12 protein-coding genes are annotated in these 16,185 nt (G+C 74.8%); 9 read left to right on the plus strand and 3 right to left on the minus strand.

The window, feature by feature from the left end:
- The first annotated feature begins 12 nt into the window (after nucleotides 1–12).
- Entirely contained in the window at nucleotides 13–1,494 is a 1,482-nt protein-coding gene (locus tag ABZ449_RS23930; protein ID WP_360349319.1) for a dihydrolipoamide acetyltransferase family protein, read from the plus strand.
- An 80-nt stretch (nucleotides 1,495–1,574) separates the two neighbouring features.
- On the opposite strand, the gene ABZ449_RS23935 is transcribed toward ABZ449_RS23930, so the two are convergent.
- Entirely contained in the window at nucleotides 1,575–2,573 is a 999-nt protein-coding gene (locus ABZ449_RS23935; RefSeq protein WP_360349321.1) for an LAETG motif-containing sortase-dependent surface protein, read from the minus strand.
- 364 nt (nucleotides 2,574–2,937) lie between these two features.
- On the opposite strand from ABZ449_RS23935, the gene ABZ449_RS23940 reads away from it, so the two are divergent.
- Both ABZ449_RS23940 and ABZ449_RS23945 read left to right on the plus strand, forming a co-directional pair.
- Complete coding sequence (locus tag ABZ449_RS23940) at nucleotides 2,938–4,170, plus strand: M64 family metallopeptidase (RefSeq protein ID WP_360349324.1); 1,233 nt, start codon at nucleotides 2,938–2,940, stop codon at nucleotides 4,168–4,170.
- Nucleotides 4,171–4,343: 173 nt separating this feature from the next.
- Nucleotides 4,344–5,597 carry an MFS transporter gene (locus ABZ449_RS23945; protein WP_360349325.1) on the plus strand — a complete coding sequence of 418 codons (1,254 nt, stop codon included), beginning with the start codon at nucleotides 4,344–4,346 and terminating at the stop codon, nucleotides 5,595–5,597.
- A gap of 145 nt (nucleotides 5,598–5,742) precedes the next feature.
- On the opposite strand, the gene ABZ449_RS23950 is transcribed toward ABZ449_RS23945, so the two are convergent.
- The gene (locus tag ABZ449_RS23950; protein ID WP_360349328.1) at nucleotides 5,743–6,564 is read right to left on the minus strand and encodes a maleylpyruvate isomerase family mycothiol-dependent enzyme; all 822 of its coding nucleotides are present in this window, start codon (nucleotides 6,562–6,564) and stop codon (nucleotides 5,743–5,745) included.
- Nucleotides 6,565–6,737: 173 nt separating this feature from the next.
- Here ABZ449_RS23950 and ABZ449_RS23955 point away from each other — a divergent pair, with 173 nt between their 5' ends.
- From ABZ449_RS23955 to ABZ449_RS23965, 3 genes are all read left to right on the plus strand, one after another.
- Nucleotides 6,738–7,535, plus strand: coding sequence for a carbon-nitrogen family hydrolase (locus ABZ449_RS23955; RefSeq protein WP_360349329.1), 798 nt, complete (start codon nucleotides 6,738–6,740; stop codon nucleotides 7,533–7,535).
- A 146-nt stretch (nucleotides 7,536–7,681) separates the two neighbouring features.
- A complete protein-coding gene (locus ABZ449_RS23960) occupies nucleotides 7,682–8,719 on the plus strand; it encodes a GntR family transcriptional regulator (protein WP_360349332.1) in 1,038 nt (345 codons plus the stop codon).
- A gap of 115 nt (nucleotides 8,720–8,834) precedes the next feature.
- The gene (locus ABZ449_RS23965) at nucleotides 8,835–9,482 is read left to right on the plus strand and encodes a hypothetical protein (protein WP_360349335.1); all 648 of its coding nucleotides are present in this window, start codon (nucleotides 8,835–8,837) and stop codon (nucleotides 9,480–9,482) included.
- 19 nt (nucleotides 9,483–9,501) lie between these two features.
- Here ABZ449_RS23965 and ABZ449_RS23970 read toward each other — a convergent pair whose 3' ends face one another.
- Entirely contained in the window at nucleotides 9,502–10,287 is a 786-nt protein-coding gene (locus ABZ449_RS23970; protein ID WP_360349338.1) for an SLATT domain-containing protein, read from the minus strand.
- A 367-nt stretch (nucleotides 10,288–10,654) separates the two neighbouring features.
- Between ABZ449_RS23970 and purD the strand changes: the two genes are divergently transcribed.
- From purD to ABZ449_RS23985, 3 genes are all read left to right on the plus strand, one after another.
- Nucleotides 10,655–11,902: a phosphoribosylamine--glycine ligase gene (purD, locus tag ABZ449_RS23975; protein ID WP_360349340.1), complete on the plus strand. Its 1,248-nt coding sequence runs from the start codon at nucleotides 10,655–10,657 to the stop codon at nucleotides 11,900–11,902.
- Between the two features lie 708 nt (nucleotides 11,903–12,610).
- Nucleotides 12,611–14,194 carry a hypothetical protein gene (locus ABZ449_RS23980; RefSeq protein ID WP_360349343.1) on the plus strand — a complete coding sequence of 528 codons (1,584 nt, stop codon included), beginning with the start codon at nucleotides 12,611–12,613 and terminating at the stop codon, nucleotides 14,192–14,194.
- 362 nt (nucleotides 14,195–14,556) lie between these two features.
- The gene (locus ABZ449_RS23985) at nucleotides 14,557–16,095 is read left to right on the plus strand and encodes a N,N-dimethylformamidase beta subunit family domain-containing protein (protein ID WP_360349346.1); all 1,539 of its coding nucleotides are present in this window, start codon (nucleotides 14,557–14,559) and stop codon (nucleotides 16,093–16,095) included.
- The last annotated feature ends 90 nt before the right edge of the window (nucleotides 16,096–16,185 follow it).

Here is a 16,185-nt window from a genome sequence, read left to right on the forward strand (position 1 = left end):
GGGGGAGCGAAGATGACCACCGAAGTTCGCTCGCTCCGCGAGTTCAAGATGCCCGACGTGGGCGAGGGCCTCACCGAGGCCGAGATCCTCAGCTGGTACGTCAAGCCCGGTGACACCGTCACCGACGGGCAGGTCGTCTGCGAGGTGGAGACCGCCAAGGCGGCCGTGGAGCTGCCCATCCCGTTCAACGGGGTGGTCGAGAAGCTGCACTTCCCCGAGGGTGCGACGGTCGACGTCGGCACCGTGATCATCTCGGTCGCGGTCGCCGGGGAGGCGGGGGCCGCGGCTCCGGCCGCCCCCGCCGAGGCTCCGGCCGCCCAGGCCCCGGCTCCGGCACCGGCTTCCGCTCCGGCTCCGGCCGAGGAGGCGGAGCCCGAGCGGCGCGAGGTGCTGGTCGGGTACGGCCCGCGCACCGGCACCGCCCAGCGCCGGGCGCGGCGGACGACCACCACCAAGGTCGTCGCGGCCACGCCGGCTCCGGCGGCCGCCGCGGCCCCGGTCGTCGCTCCGGCGCCCGCGGCTCCTGCCCCGGTGGCCGAAGGGCCGGGCGGGGAGCGTCCGTTGGCCAAGCCGCCAGTGCGCAAGCTGGCCAAGGATCTCGGCGTCGACCTGCGGGCCGTCACGGCGACGGGCCGGGACGGCGTGATCACCCGCGAGGACGTGCACGCCCACGCCGCCGCTCAGGCCGCTCCGGCGGCCCCGCCCGTTCAGGCTGTCCAGGCCGCTCCGGCGGCGGAGGTGGCCGGGACGGCCGTGGCCGCTCCGGCCGCGCAGCTGCCCGTGCCCGCCGCGGGTGACGTCCGGGTGCCGATCAAGGGCGTCCGCAAGGCGACCGCGCAGGCGATGGTGGCCTCGGCCTTCACCGCCCCGCACGTCACCGAGTTCGTGCAGGTCGACGTGACCCGCACGATGAAGTTCGTCCGCCGCCTCAAGGAGAGCGGGGAGCTGGGCCGGGACGTCCGGGTCAGTCCGCTGCTGATCGTCGCGAAGGCGCTGCTCACCGCGATCAAGCGGCACCCGGAGATCAACGCGCAGTGGGACGAGGCGGCCCAGGAGATCGTCCTCAAGGGCCAGGTGAACCTCGGCATCGCCGCGGCCACCCCGCGCGGCCTGATCGTCCCGAACATCAAGGACGCCGGGTCCAGGACCCTCGCCGGGCTGGCCACCTCGCTCGGCGAGCTGGTCGAGACCGCCCGTCAGGGCAAGACCTCGCCGGCCGACATGCAGGGCGGGACGGTCACCATCACCAACGTCGGCGTCTTCGGCGTCGACACCGGCACCCCGATCCTCAACCCGGGCGAGGCCGCCATCCTGGCCTTCGGCGCGGTCCGGGAACTGCCGTGGGTGCACAAGGGCAAGGTGGTCCCGCGCCAGGTGACCACGCTGGCGCTCTCCTTCGACCACCGCCTGGTGGACGGGGAGCTGGGCTCCAAGGTGCTGGCCGACGTGGCCGCGCTGCTGGAGCGCCCCAAGCGCCTGATCACCTGGGGCTGACGACCGGGCAGGACCGAAGAAGGGGCCCTCCTCCGCACCGCCGTGCGGGGGAGGGCCCCTTCGGTGTGACCGCCCGTCGACTAGCGCTGGGGACGGAGTCGACGGACGGCGATCAGGACGCCCGCTCCGAGGGCGAGGAACAGGGCGGAGCCGGCGGCGAGGAAGGCGTTGGTGGAGGAGGAGCCGGTCTGGGCGAGCTCCGGGGTGCCGGCGGGCGCGGTGGTGGCCGGCGTGGTGGCCTTCGGGGTCGCGGGGGCGGCCGGGGCCGACGGGGCGGTGTCCTTGGTCCGGTCGACGGCGGGCTCGGCGGCCTTGGTGGGGGCGGCCTTGGTGGGGGCGGCCTTGGTGGGTGCGGCCTTGGTGGGGGTGGGCTTGGGCTTGGCCGGGGTGGTCGATCCGGTGGTCCCGGCGGTCCGCACCACGCGGTAGGTGTGGTCCTCCCCGCCGGTGGCCCCGAAACCGGGAGCGCTGGCGACGGCGCCGATCTGGATCTCGGTCAGGTCCTTGGGAGCCTTCGCGGAGAGCCCGACCCGGAACATGAAGTTGGCGGCCCGGCCGTTCTCCAGCCGCGCGGTGGTGGTGGCGGGGGAGGCCAGGGTGAAGAGCGTCGGGTCGCAGCCGCGGCGCAGGCCGACCGGCTTCCATCCGTTGGCGGTGGCGACCTCGACGGTGAGGTCCTCGGCCCGGAGGGCGGCGGCGGGGCCCTTCTCCGGGTGGCTCGCCATCGGGTTGTACAGCGAGAGCATCGCCGAGACGTTCTGGTACGGGGCGCCGGTGAAGTTGGTGACGCCGACGCCGATCTCGACCTTGGCGCCGCCCGCGGTGATGCTCTGGCCGTCCGGCGTCATGTGGAAGCCGGCGGTGAAGGAGCCCTCGTGCTGGGCCGGGGCGGACGGCTTCGCGGGGGCGGCGATGGTGGCGGCACCCTCGGAAGCGTCGCCGCAGGCCCAGGCGGTGTCGGTGGCGAGGAACTGGACGCCGCCGGCGAGGACGGTGGTGGCGGCGAGGACGGCGACGCGGCGGCGGCCGGAGAGCGAGCGGTCGTTCTTCGCAAAGTGGTTGATAACGGACATGCGCATGATGTGAGTCCCCAGGGTGATGGTGCTGATCGTGTGATGGGTGAAGACGACCGGCCCCGCTCCTCGTGAGCGGAAGCGCCCCCCGGCTCCGCCGGTCTCGCTCTCCGTGCCTTCATCCGTATAGACGCGCGTCCCCGCAGGGGGTTGCAGACGGGTTCGGAAAATTTTTCGGGACTCTCCGGCGGGCCTCTGAGGCCCGCCCAGGTGATGGTTGGTATGACCTGAATGATCCGAAATATGAGGATCGTTCGGCCAGGTCGGTGACTTTTTCGCGGCCGGACAGGGGAGCCCCGGCCGCCCGGGTACGTCTCCGCTCCACCGCCCGGGCGACGCCGGGTGACCGGCCCCCGGAGGACGCACCCGTATGCCGCCTGGCAACCCTGGCCGTCTCGTCCGGAGTCTGGCCGCACTCGTCCTGGTGTCCGCCGCCGCCCTCCCGGGCGCCCTGGAACTGGCCGGCCCCTCGCCGTTCGGCGCGATCGGACCGGGGGCGCCGGCCGACCGCGCGGTTCCGCCGCACGCGGCCCTCCAGGCCGACCGGCGGATATCCGCGGCCGCCCCGACGGTCGACATACGACGCACCGGGGACCCGGCCAACCGCATCACCCTGGTGCTGCTCGGCGACGGCTACACGGCCGGCGAGCAGGAGCTGTTCCGGCAGCAGGCCGACCGGGCCTGGCACGCGCTGATGGACATCGAGCCGTTCCGCACCTACCAGGGCTTCTTCAACATCAGACGGGTCGAGGTGGTCTCCCCGGTCTCCGGGATCGCCGAGTCCGAGAGCCGCGGCCGCAGGCCCGCCACCCCGCTCGGCATGCACTTCTGGTGCGAGGGCACCGCCCGGCTGCTCTGCGCCGACGAGTCCGCCACCGCCCGGTACGCGGGGGACGGCGCCGGGCCGCAGTACCTGATCGCGCTGGCCAACTCCACCGAGTACGGCGGCGCCGGCGGCACCGGGGTGACCACGCTGGCGGGCGGCAGCACGGACGCCGGGCGGATCATCCAGCACGAGATCGGGCACACCGTGGGGGACCTCGGTGACGAGTACGACAGCGCCCCCGACGACGCCGACTACCCGAACCTCGCCACCGTGAACGCCGACGACATGCGCCGGAAGCAGACCAAGTGGTGGCGCTGGCTGGGCGCCGAGTCCCCGGACGGGGCCGGCGTGATCGGGGCGTACCGCAGCGCCAACGGCCTCTACCGGCCCACCCCGGACTCGGTGATGCGCACCCTGGGCAGCGCGTACAACCTCCCCTCGCGCGAGGCGATCATCGAGGAGCTGTACCGGAAGGTCCGGCCGACCGACGCCCCGGTGCCGGCCCCCGGCGAGGTGTCCGGGCGGCCCCGGCTCGACGTCCGGCCGCTGCCGCTCACCGGCGCGCGGCAGCTGACGGTGGAGTGGAAGGTGGACGGCGTCCCCGTGGTGCCGCAGTCCGGCGACGGCTCCTGGCTGGACACCGCCCGGCTGGGCCTGGCCCCGGGCCGGACGGCCACCGTGACGGCGACCGTGCGGGACACCACCGACTGGGTGCGGGACGAGGCCTTCCGGGAGCGCTACATGACCCGCTCGGTGTCCTGGACGCTGACCGGCTGAGGACCCGGCCCTGCGTCGCACCCCCGGGTCCGGGCGTCCCATCATGGGATGACTAGTCTGGTCGGACTATGACCGTGGAGCCCGCTCGTTCAGCCCCGTCCCCGTCCGTCCCGGCTCCCCGGCCCACCGTCGAACCCCCGGGCGCACCCGTGTCCGCGTCCGCGCCTGTACCGGTGTCTGCGCCGCCCGGTGGCCGGGCGGCCTGGCTCGCCTGGTCCATCGGCGTCAGCGTCTACGTCCTGGCCGTCATCCACCGCACCAGCCTGGGCGTGGCGGGGCTGGACGCCGCCGACCGCTTCGGCATCGGCGCCTCGGCGCTCTCCACCTTCTCGATCCTCCAGGTGCTGGTGTACGCGGCCATGCAGATCCCGGTCGGCCTGCTGGTCGACCGGTTCGGTCCGCGCCGGGTGCTGCTGTCCGGCGTCGTGCTGCTGAGCGCCGGCCAGCTGGCCTTCGCGTTCAGCTCCGACTTCGGCCCCGCGCTGGCCTCCCGCGCGGTGCTCGGCTGCGGCGACGCGATGACCTTCATCAGCGTGCTGCGGATCGCCGCCCGGTGGTTCCCGGCGGCCCGGAACCCGTTCGTGGCCCAGCTGACCGGCCTGGCCGGGATGGGCGGCAACCTGGTCACCACCGTGGTGCTCGCCCAGGCCCTGCACAGCGAGGGCTGGACACCCACCTTCACCGCGATCGCGCTGCTGGGCGTGGCGGTGTTCGCGCTGGTCGCGCTCTTCCTCCGGGACGCGCCCCACCAGGAGGCCGCGGCCCGGCCCGGGGCGGTCGGGCCGCGGCCCAAGGTCGGCCGGCAGGTCCTCGCCTGCTGGCGGGAGCCGGGCACCAGGCTCGGGCTCTGGATCCACTTCACCACCCAGTTCCCCGGCAACGCGTTCGGCCTGCTCTGGGGCCTGCCCTACCTGGTGCAGGCACAGGGCATGTCCCGCGCCGCGGCCGGCGGGCTGCTGACCCTACTGGTGCTCAGCAACATGAGCTTCGGGTTCCTGTTCGGCCGAGTGCTCTCCCGCACCGCCCGGGCCAGGATGCCGATCGTGCTCACCGTCATCGCCGCCACCGCGCTCGGCTGGGCGCTGGTGCTCGCCTGGCCCGGCGGACACCCGCCGTTGTGGCTGTTGGTCGGGATCGTCCTGGTGATGGGCAGCAACGGCCCGGCCTCGCTGGTCGGCCTGGACTACGCGCGCGCCCGCAACCCCGTGGAGCGGCTCGGCACCGCCTCCGGGATCGTCAACATGGGCGGCTTCATCGGCACGATGATCACGCTGTTCGGCATCGGCGTGCTGCTGGACGCGCTGACGCAGGAAGGCACCGACGGCTACCCGGCCGATGCTTTCCGCTGGGCGTTCTGCTGGCAGTACGTCCCGCTGGCGGTGGGGACGGTCATGATCCTGCGGCTGCGCCGGAGGCTCACCGCGTAGGGGCTCCGACCTGCGGAAACGTCGCGACTGTCACTTTTGGTGACAGTTGCAGGGTGGCTGGTGCCGGATTGACGTGCGGAGGCACAGGTGGCACCGACCCGGCGCGCGGCGGTACGCGTACGCCGGGTCGTGTGCGCCTGAGGCGTCAGATGGGGACCGAGAAGTTGGCCAGCACCCGCTCGGCCAGCTCCCGGTCGCCCTCGATCGAGACCGGGCCGGGCCGGCCGCGGCCGCAGGCGAGCCGCAGGAAGGTCTCCCAGTCCATGGTGAGCTGGACGTCGGGGGCCAGGCTGATCGACTCGTCCACGGTGCAGCGGCCGGTGGCGTCGACCCGGACGGTGCGCAGGAACTCCACCTGCCCGGTGACGTCCAGCACCAGGGCCGTCCCGGCCGGGACCCCGGCCTTGTCGGCGACGGCCTCGGGCAGCAGCTCCAGCAGGAGGTCCCGGGCGATCAGGGCGGCCGGGGCGTCCAGGTTGCCCGGGGCCTCCAGGGCCCGGCGCAGGTCCTGCTCGTGCACCCAGACGTCGAAGGCCCGCATCCGCAGCAGCTCGTGGTACGGGACGTCCCTGGCCAGCGGCCCGGCGGGCCGGCGCACCGGCTCCTCCGGCGTCTGCTTGGCGTTCCGCAGCGCCCGGGAGCGGCGGATGATCGTGTACTCCAGCTCGCTGGTCATCTCCAGGGCGGTGTGGCAGCGGCGCTTGTCGACCGGCAGTTCGACGTAGCGGGCGAACTCGGTGGTGACGTGACGGAGGTCACGCGGCAGCGAGTGGATCGGTCGCGGGTCGCCGAGCAGGTCGGACTCGACCGCGATCACGTGCGAGACGACGTCACGGACGGACCAGCCGGGGCACTCGGTGGCCCGGTTCCACGAGCCCTCGGGAAGGGGGGCGACCAGCTCCGATATGGACTCGATGGTCTGGGTCCACGCATCGGTGTAAGCCTGCACGGTCTGGTTGTCCGTCACGGGAATCTCCGGCCCTCCGTCAGCTTCCTTGCCGCCTGCGCCCCGCTGTCGCGGCCGACCGGGATGGTCCGGCTTCCGGGCGCGCACGCTAACCGCACGTTACGCTGCCGGGAGACAGCTGGGCAGCGCTTTCGGGTGACGATCGTAGGTCTCTTGCCGTGGACGGTGGTACTGTGCGCGCTTCATTGATCCAACTCGCGGTCTCCGACGAGGAGCCGCCCGCCGAGCGGAGGGCTCGGGCCGCGGCCCTGGTGCGGGCGCAGCAGGGCGCCGATCTGGTGGTGCTCCCGGAGCTGTGGCCGCTCGGCGGCTTCGCCTACGACCTCTGGTCGGACGGCGCGGAGACGCTGGACGGGCCGACCTCGGACGCGATGGCGGCCGCCGCGCGGGCCGCCGGGGTCTGGCTGCACGCCGGTTCGGTCGTCGAACGCGATCCGGACGGGCCGATCTACAACACCTCGCTGCTGTTCTCCCCGGACGGCGAGCTGGTGCACACCTACCGCAAGATCCACCGCTTCGGCTTCGACAGCGGCGAGGCGGTGGTGATGGGCGCCGGGCAGGAGATCGTCACCGCGCCCACCGACTTCGCCACGCTGGGCCTGGCCACCTGCTACGACCTGCGCTTCCCGGAGCTGTTCCGGGCGCTGCTGGACGCCGGGGCGCAGCTGCTGGTGGTGCCGGCGGCCTGGCCCGCCCGGCGGCGCGAGCACTGGACGCTGCTGGCCCGGGCCCGGGCGGTGGAGGAGCAGGCCTTCGTGCTGGCCTGCAACACCGCCGGGACGCACGCCGGGGTCGAGCAGGCCGGGCACAGCATCGTGGTGGACCCGTGGGGCCGGGTGCTGGCCGAGGCGGGGGCGGACGAGGAGGTGCTGACGGTCGAGTTCGATCCGGCCGAGGTGGGCAAGGCGCGCGCGGAGTTCCCGGTGCTGCGGGACCGCCTGCTGGGGATTCCGGCGCCGGTCCAGCGCTGAGCGGGGGCGGGCGGGGCGCCGTGGGCGGCGTTCCGGAGGGTTGGTTCGTACCTGGGCCGGTCGGGTTTGAGAAGATGAGCACTCGTCGTGTTCCCCGCCGGCCCGGACGAGGGCCCGCACAGTAGGCCGCCCAGGAGGTCGCGCCCATGCCTGACGACGGCGCAGGCGACACCCCCCGTCCCGTCATCCACCGCAACAGCCTGCGCGAGCAGATCGCCGGCGCGCTGCGCGAGGAGATGATGGCCGGCCGTCTCGCGGCCGGCCGCAACTTCACCGTCAAGGAGATCGCCGAGCTGTACGGCGTCTCCGCGACCCCGGCCCGCGAGGCGCTGGTCGACCTCGGCGCGCAGGGCCTGCTGCGGGCCGAGCACCACCGCGGCTTCACCGTGCCCGAGCTGGGGTGGGACGACTTCCTGGAGATCTTCGAGTCCCGGGTGCTGATCACCGACAGCTTCCACCGCCAGTACACCACCCGCCGGGCACTGCCCGACCTCAGCCGGCTGCCCTCGCTGCACCGCCGGGCCGACGCGGCGGTGCGGGCCGCCCGGGCCGGGAACCTGGACGTGATGGTGGGCTGCGACCGCCGCTTCTGGCAGGAGGTCGGCGCGCTGCTCGGCAACCGCCGGATGGCCGAGTACCTGGACTGGCTGCGGGTGCAGTCCTGGATGTTCGCCGCGCGCTACCTGCGGGAGCTGCCGACGCTGGGCGGGGTCTGCTGGGAACGCCACCGGGACCTGGTCGAGGCGATCGAGGCCCGGGACTCGGTCGGCGCGCACCGGATCATCTGCGAGTACAACCTGTACACCGTCCGGCTGCTGGCCGGGCTGGCCGGGCAACCACTGGAGTCGGTGACCGTCCTGGAACTGCTCACCGCGTACGCCGGGGAGGAGCCGCCGCCGGTGCCGGTCGAGCCGCCGCCCGCGCCGCCCGCGCCGCCGGCCCCGCCGGAGCCGGCCGCCGCGCCCGACGCCGAGCCGGCCGACGAGCCCGGCGCGGCCCGCACCGGGCGGAGCCCGCGCAGCGCCGAGGTGGGCCGGGAACTCGGCCGTGAGCTGGGACTGGGCCTCGGCCTGGTGCCGCAGCCGCGCGCGACGCCGTACGGCCGGTTCGGCCGACGGCTGCCCGAACCGCCCTCCGAGCCCCCGCGGGGACGGTCCGATCCGCACGCCGCGCCGGGCCGGTAGGGTGGGCGGTCATCGGACCGGGCGCCTGGTGAAAGGGCCGTCCGGGTACCGACCCCACCCCGTCGTCGCCCCGTCTCCGCGGGCGATCCCCGCCTCCGGAGAGGAACTGCCGGCCATGGCCTGCGACCTCTGGCTCGTCCCGCTGGTGGACGTGCTGAGCCACAGCCCCGACAACCCCTTCCGGGACGACCTCGTGCGCTACAACGCGGTGCTGGCCTCGCGCGGGCTGCCCGAGGTGCCGGTCTACCGGTTCGTCCCGGGCATCAGCGGTGCGGTCGAGTCGGTAGCCGCCTTCGACTACGACTCGCTGCACTTCCTGCGCCGCGCCTACCTGTTGGGCCTCACCGGCCTGGACATCACCCCCGTCGACGCGCTCGGCGGCGACTACGAGCAGCTGCTGGAGATGTTCGAGAGCAGCGCCGAACAGTCGCACCTGGTCTGGCACTTCGACCACGCCGGCGCGTACGTGCCGGTGGAGTTCGCGGCGCCGCTGGTGGACGACGAGCTGCTCGCCTCCGGCGGTCCGCTCGGCTCCAGCCACGGGCTGCTGCGCGAACTCCAGGCCGTCGCACCGGCGCTGGGCATCGACCCGCTCAACCCGCCGGACCCGACCCGCCCGCTCGGTCCGACCGGTCTGGAGCAGCCGTTCGGGCCGCCGATCGACGACGTCCACCCCTTCGCCCGGGAGCGGCACGCCTGGTCGGGCCTGTACGCGGCGGCGACCAGGAGCGTCACCCAGGGCTCGATGATCGTCTTCGCCTGACCCCGCCGCCTTCGCGCGTCTATCGCAGCGGCCCCTCCGGCGGTCGCTGGCGCGGCATGGTGGGCCGGGTGCCCGGCGGCGGCAGCATCCGCACCTGGGCGCCCACCCCGGGCTCGCTGCGCCCGCCCCAGGCCCCGCCGGACTGGGTGGGCAGCTGGGTCATCGAGGCGCGGAACTCCAGCATCCACTCCGAGGTCTCGGAGCGGACCATGTCCGAGACGTCCTCGCAGAACCGGCGCAGCACGCCCAGGCAGCGCTCGGCGGCCTCGCCCGCGGTGCCCTCGGTCGGGCCGAGCACCTCGCGCACGCACTCCGAGGCCCAGTCGAACTGGAAGGCCTCCAGCCGGCGTTGCAGGGCCTGCCCGGTGGAGACGTCCCGCATCCAGCCGGAGGAGAGGCCGAAGACCCGGTCGATGGCGAGGCAGGCGGCGGAGAGCGCGAAACCGACGTAGCCCCAGCCGGTGCCGTGCGCGAAGGCGCCGGCCAGGTCGGCCAGCGGGGCGGTCACCCCGCCCACCGCGAAGCCGGCCGCGCCGAACCGCAGCAGGCGGGCCCAGCGGCGCTTCCAGATCCGGTCCCGGCGGTACCACTCGATCGCCTCGACCGCCCGCTCCTCGGACCAGCGGTAGAGCTCCTCCAGCCGTTCGGCGGGCTCGCCCCAGTCCCCGAGGGGGAACTGGCGGGTGCTCAGATCGGCCCGCTGGCGGGTGGAGGCGCGCCGGACGACGGCGGCGGCGGGCTGGTCCTCCTCACCGATCTCCTTGCCCCAGGCACTCTCCTCGGGCTGCATTTCCGGCTGGCTCACCTGTGGGGCTCCCTGTGGCGGGCGGACTGCTGGGTCTGTCGGCGCAACGGCTGACGTGGTGTCCGCCGGTGGTTCTCCAACAGCACTTCTTACCGCCAAATGGCTGACCGTGGGGCCGCTTCTCCGGTGATCGTTACCGGTTTCGGCCAACGGAACCCGAGGTGGGCGGGTTGCGGGGGGCGGCGGGATTTCACCCGTCCGAGCGAGGGTCCGGTGACCCGACGTCGTGACCCGACCACCCACCGCCGAACCGGCCCCCTCGGGCTTGGAGGATCCTCCGGATCGCCCGGCGCACGGAGCCCTCCTCCTGGAGGATCCGACGGGACCGGAGAGCGGCCGGAACAGGCCACCGACTACGCTGCCAGGCGTGAAGGTCCTCGTCATCGGCGGCGGCGCCCGCGAACACGCCCTGTGCCGCTCCCTGTCCCAAGATCCCGCAGTGACCGAACTGCACTGTGCCCCCGGCAACGCCGGGACAGCGCAGGTCGCGACGGTCCACCCGGTCGACCAGCTGGACGGTGCGCAGGTCGCCGCGCTGGCCGTCCGGCTCGGCGCCGACCTGGTCGTGGTCGGTCCGGAGGCCCCGTTGGTGGCCGGCGTCGCGGACGCCGTGCGCGCGGCCGGCGTCCCGGTGTTCGGCCCGTCCGCCGCGGCCGCCGAACTGGAGGGCTCGAAGGCCTTCGCCAAGGACGTGATGGCCGCGGCCGGCGTCCCCACCGCCCGGTCCTACGTCTGCACCACCGCCGCCGAGGCCGCCGAGGCGCTGGACGCCTTCGGCGCTCCGTACGTCGTCAAGGACGACGGCCTGGCCGCCGGCAAGGGCGTCGTGGTCACCTCCGACCGCGAGGCCGCGCTGGCGCACGCCGCCGCCTGCGAGCGCGTGGTCATCGAGGAGTACCTGGACGGCCCCGAGGTCTCGCTGTTCGCGATCACCGACGGCACCACCGTCGTCCCGCTCCAGCCCGCCCAGGACTTCAAGCGCGCCCTGGACGGCGACGAGGGCCCGAACACCGGCGGCATGGGCGCCTACTCGCCGCTGCCGTGGGCGCCCGAGGGGCTGGTCGAGGAGGTCCTGGAGACCGTCCTCCAGCCGACCGTGGACGAGCTGCGCCGCCGCGGCACCGAGTTCTCCGGCCTGCTGTACGCGGGCCTGGCGCTCACCTCGCGCGGCACCCGGGTGATCGAGTTCAACGCCCGCTTCGGCGACCCGGAGACCCAGGTCGTGCTGGCCCGGCTGCGCACCCCGCTGGCGGGCGTGCTGCTGGCCTCCGCCACCGGCACCCTGGACCAGCTGGAGCCGCTGCGCTGGGACGAGGGCGCGGCCGTCACCGTGGTCGTCGCCTCCGAGGGCTACCCGGCCGACCCGCGCACCGGCGACCCGATCGAGGGCCTGGCCGAGGCGGAGGCGGACGGCACCGCGTTCGTGCTGCACGCCGGGACGAAGGCGGACGAGGACGGCCGGGTGCTGAGCGCCGGCGGCCGCGTCCTGTCGGTCACCGCGACCGGCGCGGACCTCGCCGAGGCGCGCGAGCGCGCGTACGCGGCGGTGGACCGGATCTCCCTCAAGGGCGGCCAGCACCGCACCGACATCGCGCTGAAGGCGGCCACCGCCTGAGACCCGGCGCCCGCGCCGTCCGCGGCCCCCGTGCGAACCGCTCGCACGGGGGCCGCCGCGTTCGGCGCCCGGTGCTCGGCGCCGGCGGGCGGACCCGACCGGTGGGCGGACCCACGCCGACGGGCGGACCCACGCCTGCGGATGGGCCCGTACCGGCGGGCGGACCCAGCAGGGACGAACGGCACTCGAACACCTGAGCCCACCGGTCAACCCCAAGGGCGCAGCGCTCCCGGCGTTTCGGGGCCGGAGCGGCCGCGCGGGCGGACGCACCGTTCGGCCGACGGATTCCAGCCCATCGGGTGACAGCACCCGCATCCGGCTGACGCAACCGGCCGTGCGGCCTTATGGTGCGCTGGATCGCGGTGCGCGGAGCCCGCGCGCCGGCGGCGCCGCCGGGTAGCGGCGCTCCCACGGGGGGATGCTGGACGGCGTCCGGCCGGGCGAGTCGTCGGGGTGCTGCGCACCGGACCGGTCGCCGGCAGCCGGGCGGCGTCACCGCAACGACCGGGCGGCGTCACCGGGACGAGTGGAAACCGGGGCGATCCGGAACACCCACCCGGACCGGGGCGTCGAAAATGTCAGTAGCGCCACGCAGCATGCACTACCGGGGATCGGACGCCTCCGTTCCCCGGTCGGAACTGATCGTTTCGAGTCGGCTCAGGGCCCGAAGCCGGGCGCCCGAGGGCTCCGAAGGGGGTGCCGCACCGTATGGCCGCAGTCGACATCGCGCGCGCTCACGCCCAGGCGGTCCTGCGGATCCGAGGCCTCGCCCGGGCCGCCGCCGCCCTGCCCGCCGCCTTGGCGGTGGTCCTGCTCGCGGGCCGGTTCACCGGCCGGATCGGCGCGCCCGGGGCCGCCGACGCGGCGGGCTGGGACATCGCCCGCTGGGCGGTCTGCGCGGTCGCCGCGCTGACCCTGGCGGTGGCCGGGCTGACCGCCCGGGCCCTGCGCCGGACCGAACCGCCCCGCACCCCGGCCGTCCCGCTGGACCGCGCCGAGGCCCCCGAGCTGTACCGGCTGATCGGCGAGCTGGCGGAGCGGCTGGACGTGCCCGCGCCCTCCGCCGTCGCCCTCACCCCGGACTGCGACAGCTGGCTGGAGGACGTCCCGCCGGCCCGGCGGACGGCTCCGCCGCGGCCGGATCCCGGCACGCCCGCCCCCGTCCTGGTGATCGGTTCGCCCTTCCTGTGGTGGATGCGGGCCGGCGAACTGCGGGCCCTGCTCGCCCCCGTGGTGGCCGGGACCGCCGCCTCCGCCGACCCGGAGATCGCCGCCGCCCGGCGCTTCCTGCGCAGCCTGGACGCCTGTCTGGACTCCGGCGGCGGAGTCGCCCCCGGCCTCGGCGGCGGCACCCTGGCCGTCCCGCCCCGGCCGCCCCGGCGGGGTCCGGCCGCGCTCGCCGACCGGGTCGTCCGCAGGGTCGTCCGCCGCCTGCTCGGCGCCTGCCGGGGCCACTCCGCCGAACTGGAGCGCTCGGTCGCGAGCTGGGCCTCCGAGCAGGCCAGGACGGTCGACTACGGCCTGCGGATCGCCGCCCAGGAGCAGGTCGGCCTGGCCTACGCGGGCTGGGACCGGCTGCTCACCCGGGTGGCGCTGCCCGCCTGGCGGCTCGGCCGTCACCCGGCCCACCTCAACGCCGGCGTGGCCGCCGCGCTCACCGAGCTGTCCCGGCGCGACCGACTGGCCGACGGCTACGGCAGCCGGCTCGGCGACCGTCCCGCCTGCGACCTGCTGGAGGAGCCCGGCGCCGTCGACCGGGCGGTCTCCCGACTGGCCGCCGAACTGTTCTTCGGTCATCCCGCGGCCGGCAGCTGGCACGAGCTGGAGTGGGCCGACTATCCGCGCGAGGTGGTGGACGCCGGCTGGCGGTCGGGCGCCGCCACCCTGCAGACCGCGCTGGACCGGCTCGCCCCGCAGGCACGTCCCGGCGCCCCGACCCTCACCCGGCTGCTGGGGCGGCTCGCCGAGGGCGACGGGGAACAGCTGGCCGCCGCGCTCGCCGCCCAGCTGGCCCGCACCACCACCCCGGCCCCGCTGCTCGACCCCGACCGCGGCGGCCGCGACCTGCTGGTCGACCACGTCACCGCGATGGTCTGCTGCGCGGCCGTGGACACCGCGGGCGGCGCCCCCGGCCTGGACTGGCTGGACGGCCCGGTGCTGCTGCTCGGCGGGGTGCGCCGCACCGACCTGGCCGGCCCGGTCGCCCAGGCCGTCGAGCAGGGCCAGGACGGGCCGCTGCGCGCCTGGCTGGACGCCGCCGACGTCCGTCTCGAGAAACCCGTCCGCCTCTGACGTCCCAGGAGTCACGGGAGGGCGCTCGCAATCCGCGTACGCGCCCCCAAAAGGTCCGGCCGCCGGGCGTCTTCGCAGGCCGGAGGCCCCCGCCGGGAGGCGCGCGAGATTCCCCGCACCAATCGCTACCGGAGGGTGACGCAGCGCCAGCAGTGTGTGGTGTATTAGACCGCACGCACATCCGGGGGGCACGTGCCAACCGGGCCTCGGGAGCCGAAGGGCGCGCCGGTGTCGAAAGCGACGAGCGACGAGTGACAAGCGACGAGCGAGCGTAGCGAGCGCCGGAGCGAGGAACGTCGACACCGGGTCAGGAGCGCCCGGAGGCGAGCGAGGAGTCGCGCGAGTGCACCTGGGAGGGGCGCGTGGGGACCGAACTCAACCGCCGCTGGGAGTCGGGGACGCACGCCTACAGCGTCTCCGACCCCTTCGGCCAGGGCCCGCTGCCCTGGCTGCGCAGCCCGGACCAGTACCTGGCCGGGGCGGAGGGCGCCGTGCCCTGGTACGTCTCGGTGGACGCGCCCGGCCAGCAGGCGCTGACGGCCGGAGTCCGCAGGAAGCCGTCGGTCGGCACCCCCCAGGGCGCCAACGACGTGGACCAGCAGATCAAGGGCTTCGCCTCCGCCGGAGTGGTCCGCCCCGGCGGCTCGGTGGACTTCCGGGTCACCGTGAACCCGCCCCGCGAGTTCACCGTGAACATCTTCCGGATCGGCCACTACGGCGGCGACGGCGCCCGCCACATGACCTCCAGCCCGCTGATCTCCGGCCTCGCCCAGCCCGCCCCGCTGGTGGTCGACCGGACGGTCTCCTGCCACCACTGGTGGCACTCCTGGCGGCAGCAGATCCCGGCCCACTGGAAGCCCGGCGCGTACGTCGCCGTGCTGACCACCGCGGACATGCTGCACCGCAGCCACATCCCCTTCACCGTCCGGGACTTCGACGACCGGGCCCGCACCGCCGAGCTGCTCCTGGTGCTCCCGGACGTGACCTGGCAGGCGTACAACCTGTTCCCCGAGGACGGCCGCACCGGCGCCAGCCTCTACCACGCCTGGGACGGCCGGGGCGGCCTGGTCGGCGAACCGGAGGCGGCCGTCACCGTCTCCTTCGACCGCCCGCACGCCACCGCCGGACTGCCGCTGCACGTCGGCCACGCCTACGACTTCATCCGCTGGGCCGAGCGCTACGGCTACGACCTCTCCTACGCCACCGCCACCGACCTGCACGCCGGCCTGGTGGATCCGTTCCGGCACCGGGCGCTGGTCTTCCCCGGCCACGACGAGTACTGGTCCGAGCCGATGCGCAGAGCCGTCGAGCGGGCCCGGGACGGCGGCACCTCGCTGGTCTTCCTCTCCGCCAACACCATGTACTGGCGGGTCGAGCTGACCGCCGCGGCCTCCGGCGAGCCCAACCGGCTGCTCAACTGCCGCAAGCGGCAGAAGGTCCGCCCCGGCAGTCCGGCCGCCGGTGCGGCCGGTGCGGCCAGCGCGCTGTGGCGGGACGCCGGGGAGCCCGAGCAGCACCTGCTCGGGGTGCAGTACTCGGGGCGGGTCGCCGCGCCCGTCCCGCTGGTCGCCCGGCACACCGCGCACTGGCTCTGGGACGGCACCGGCCTCCAGGAGGGCGACGAGCTGCCCGGGCTGGTCGCCGGCGAGGCCGACCGCTACTACCCCAAGGTGGCGCTGCCCGAGCACGTCGAGCGGGTGCTGCTGGCGCACTCGCCGTACCAGGACCCGGCCGGACGCACCCGCTACCAGGAGACCTCGCTCTACCGGGCGCCCAGCGGCGCGTACGTCTTCGCGGCCGGCACCTTCGCCTGGTCGCCCGCGCTGGGGCGTCCGGGACTGACCGACGAGCGGATCCAACGGGCCACCGCCAACCTGCTGGACCGGCTCTGCAAGAACTGAGGTCCGGCGGCCGGAGCACCCGTGTCCGGCGGCCGGAGCATCCGCGTGCGCCGGCCGGAGGACCCGCGTTCGGCGGGCGTGAAAGACTGC

The organism is Kitasatospora sp. NPDC005856 (genome assembly GCF_040629945.1).
In the GTDB taxonomy this organism is placed as follows: domain Bacteria; phylum Actinomycetota; class Actinomycetes; order Streptomycetales; family Streptomycetaceae; genus Kitasatospora.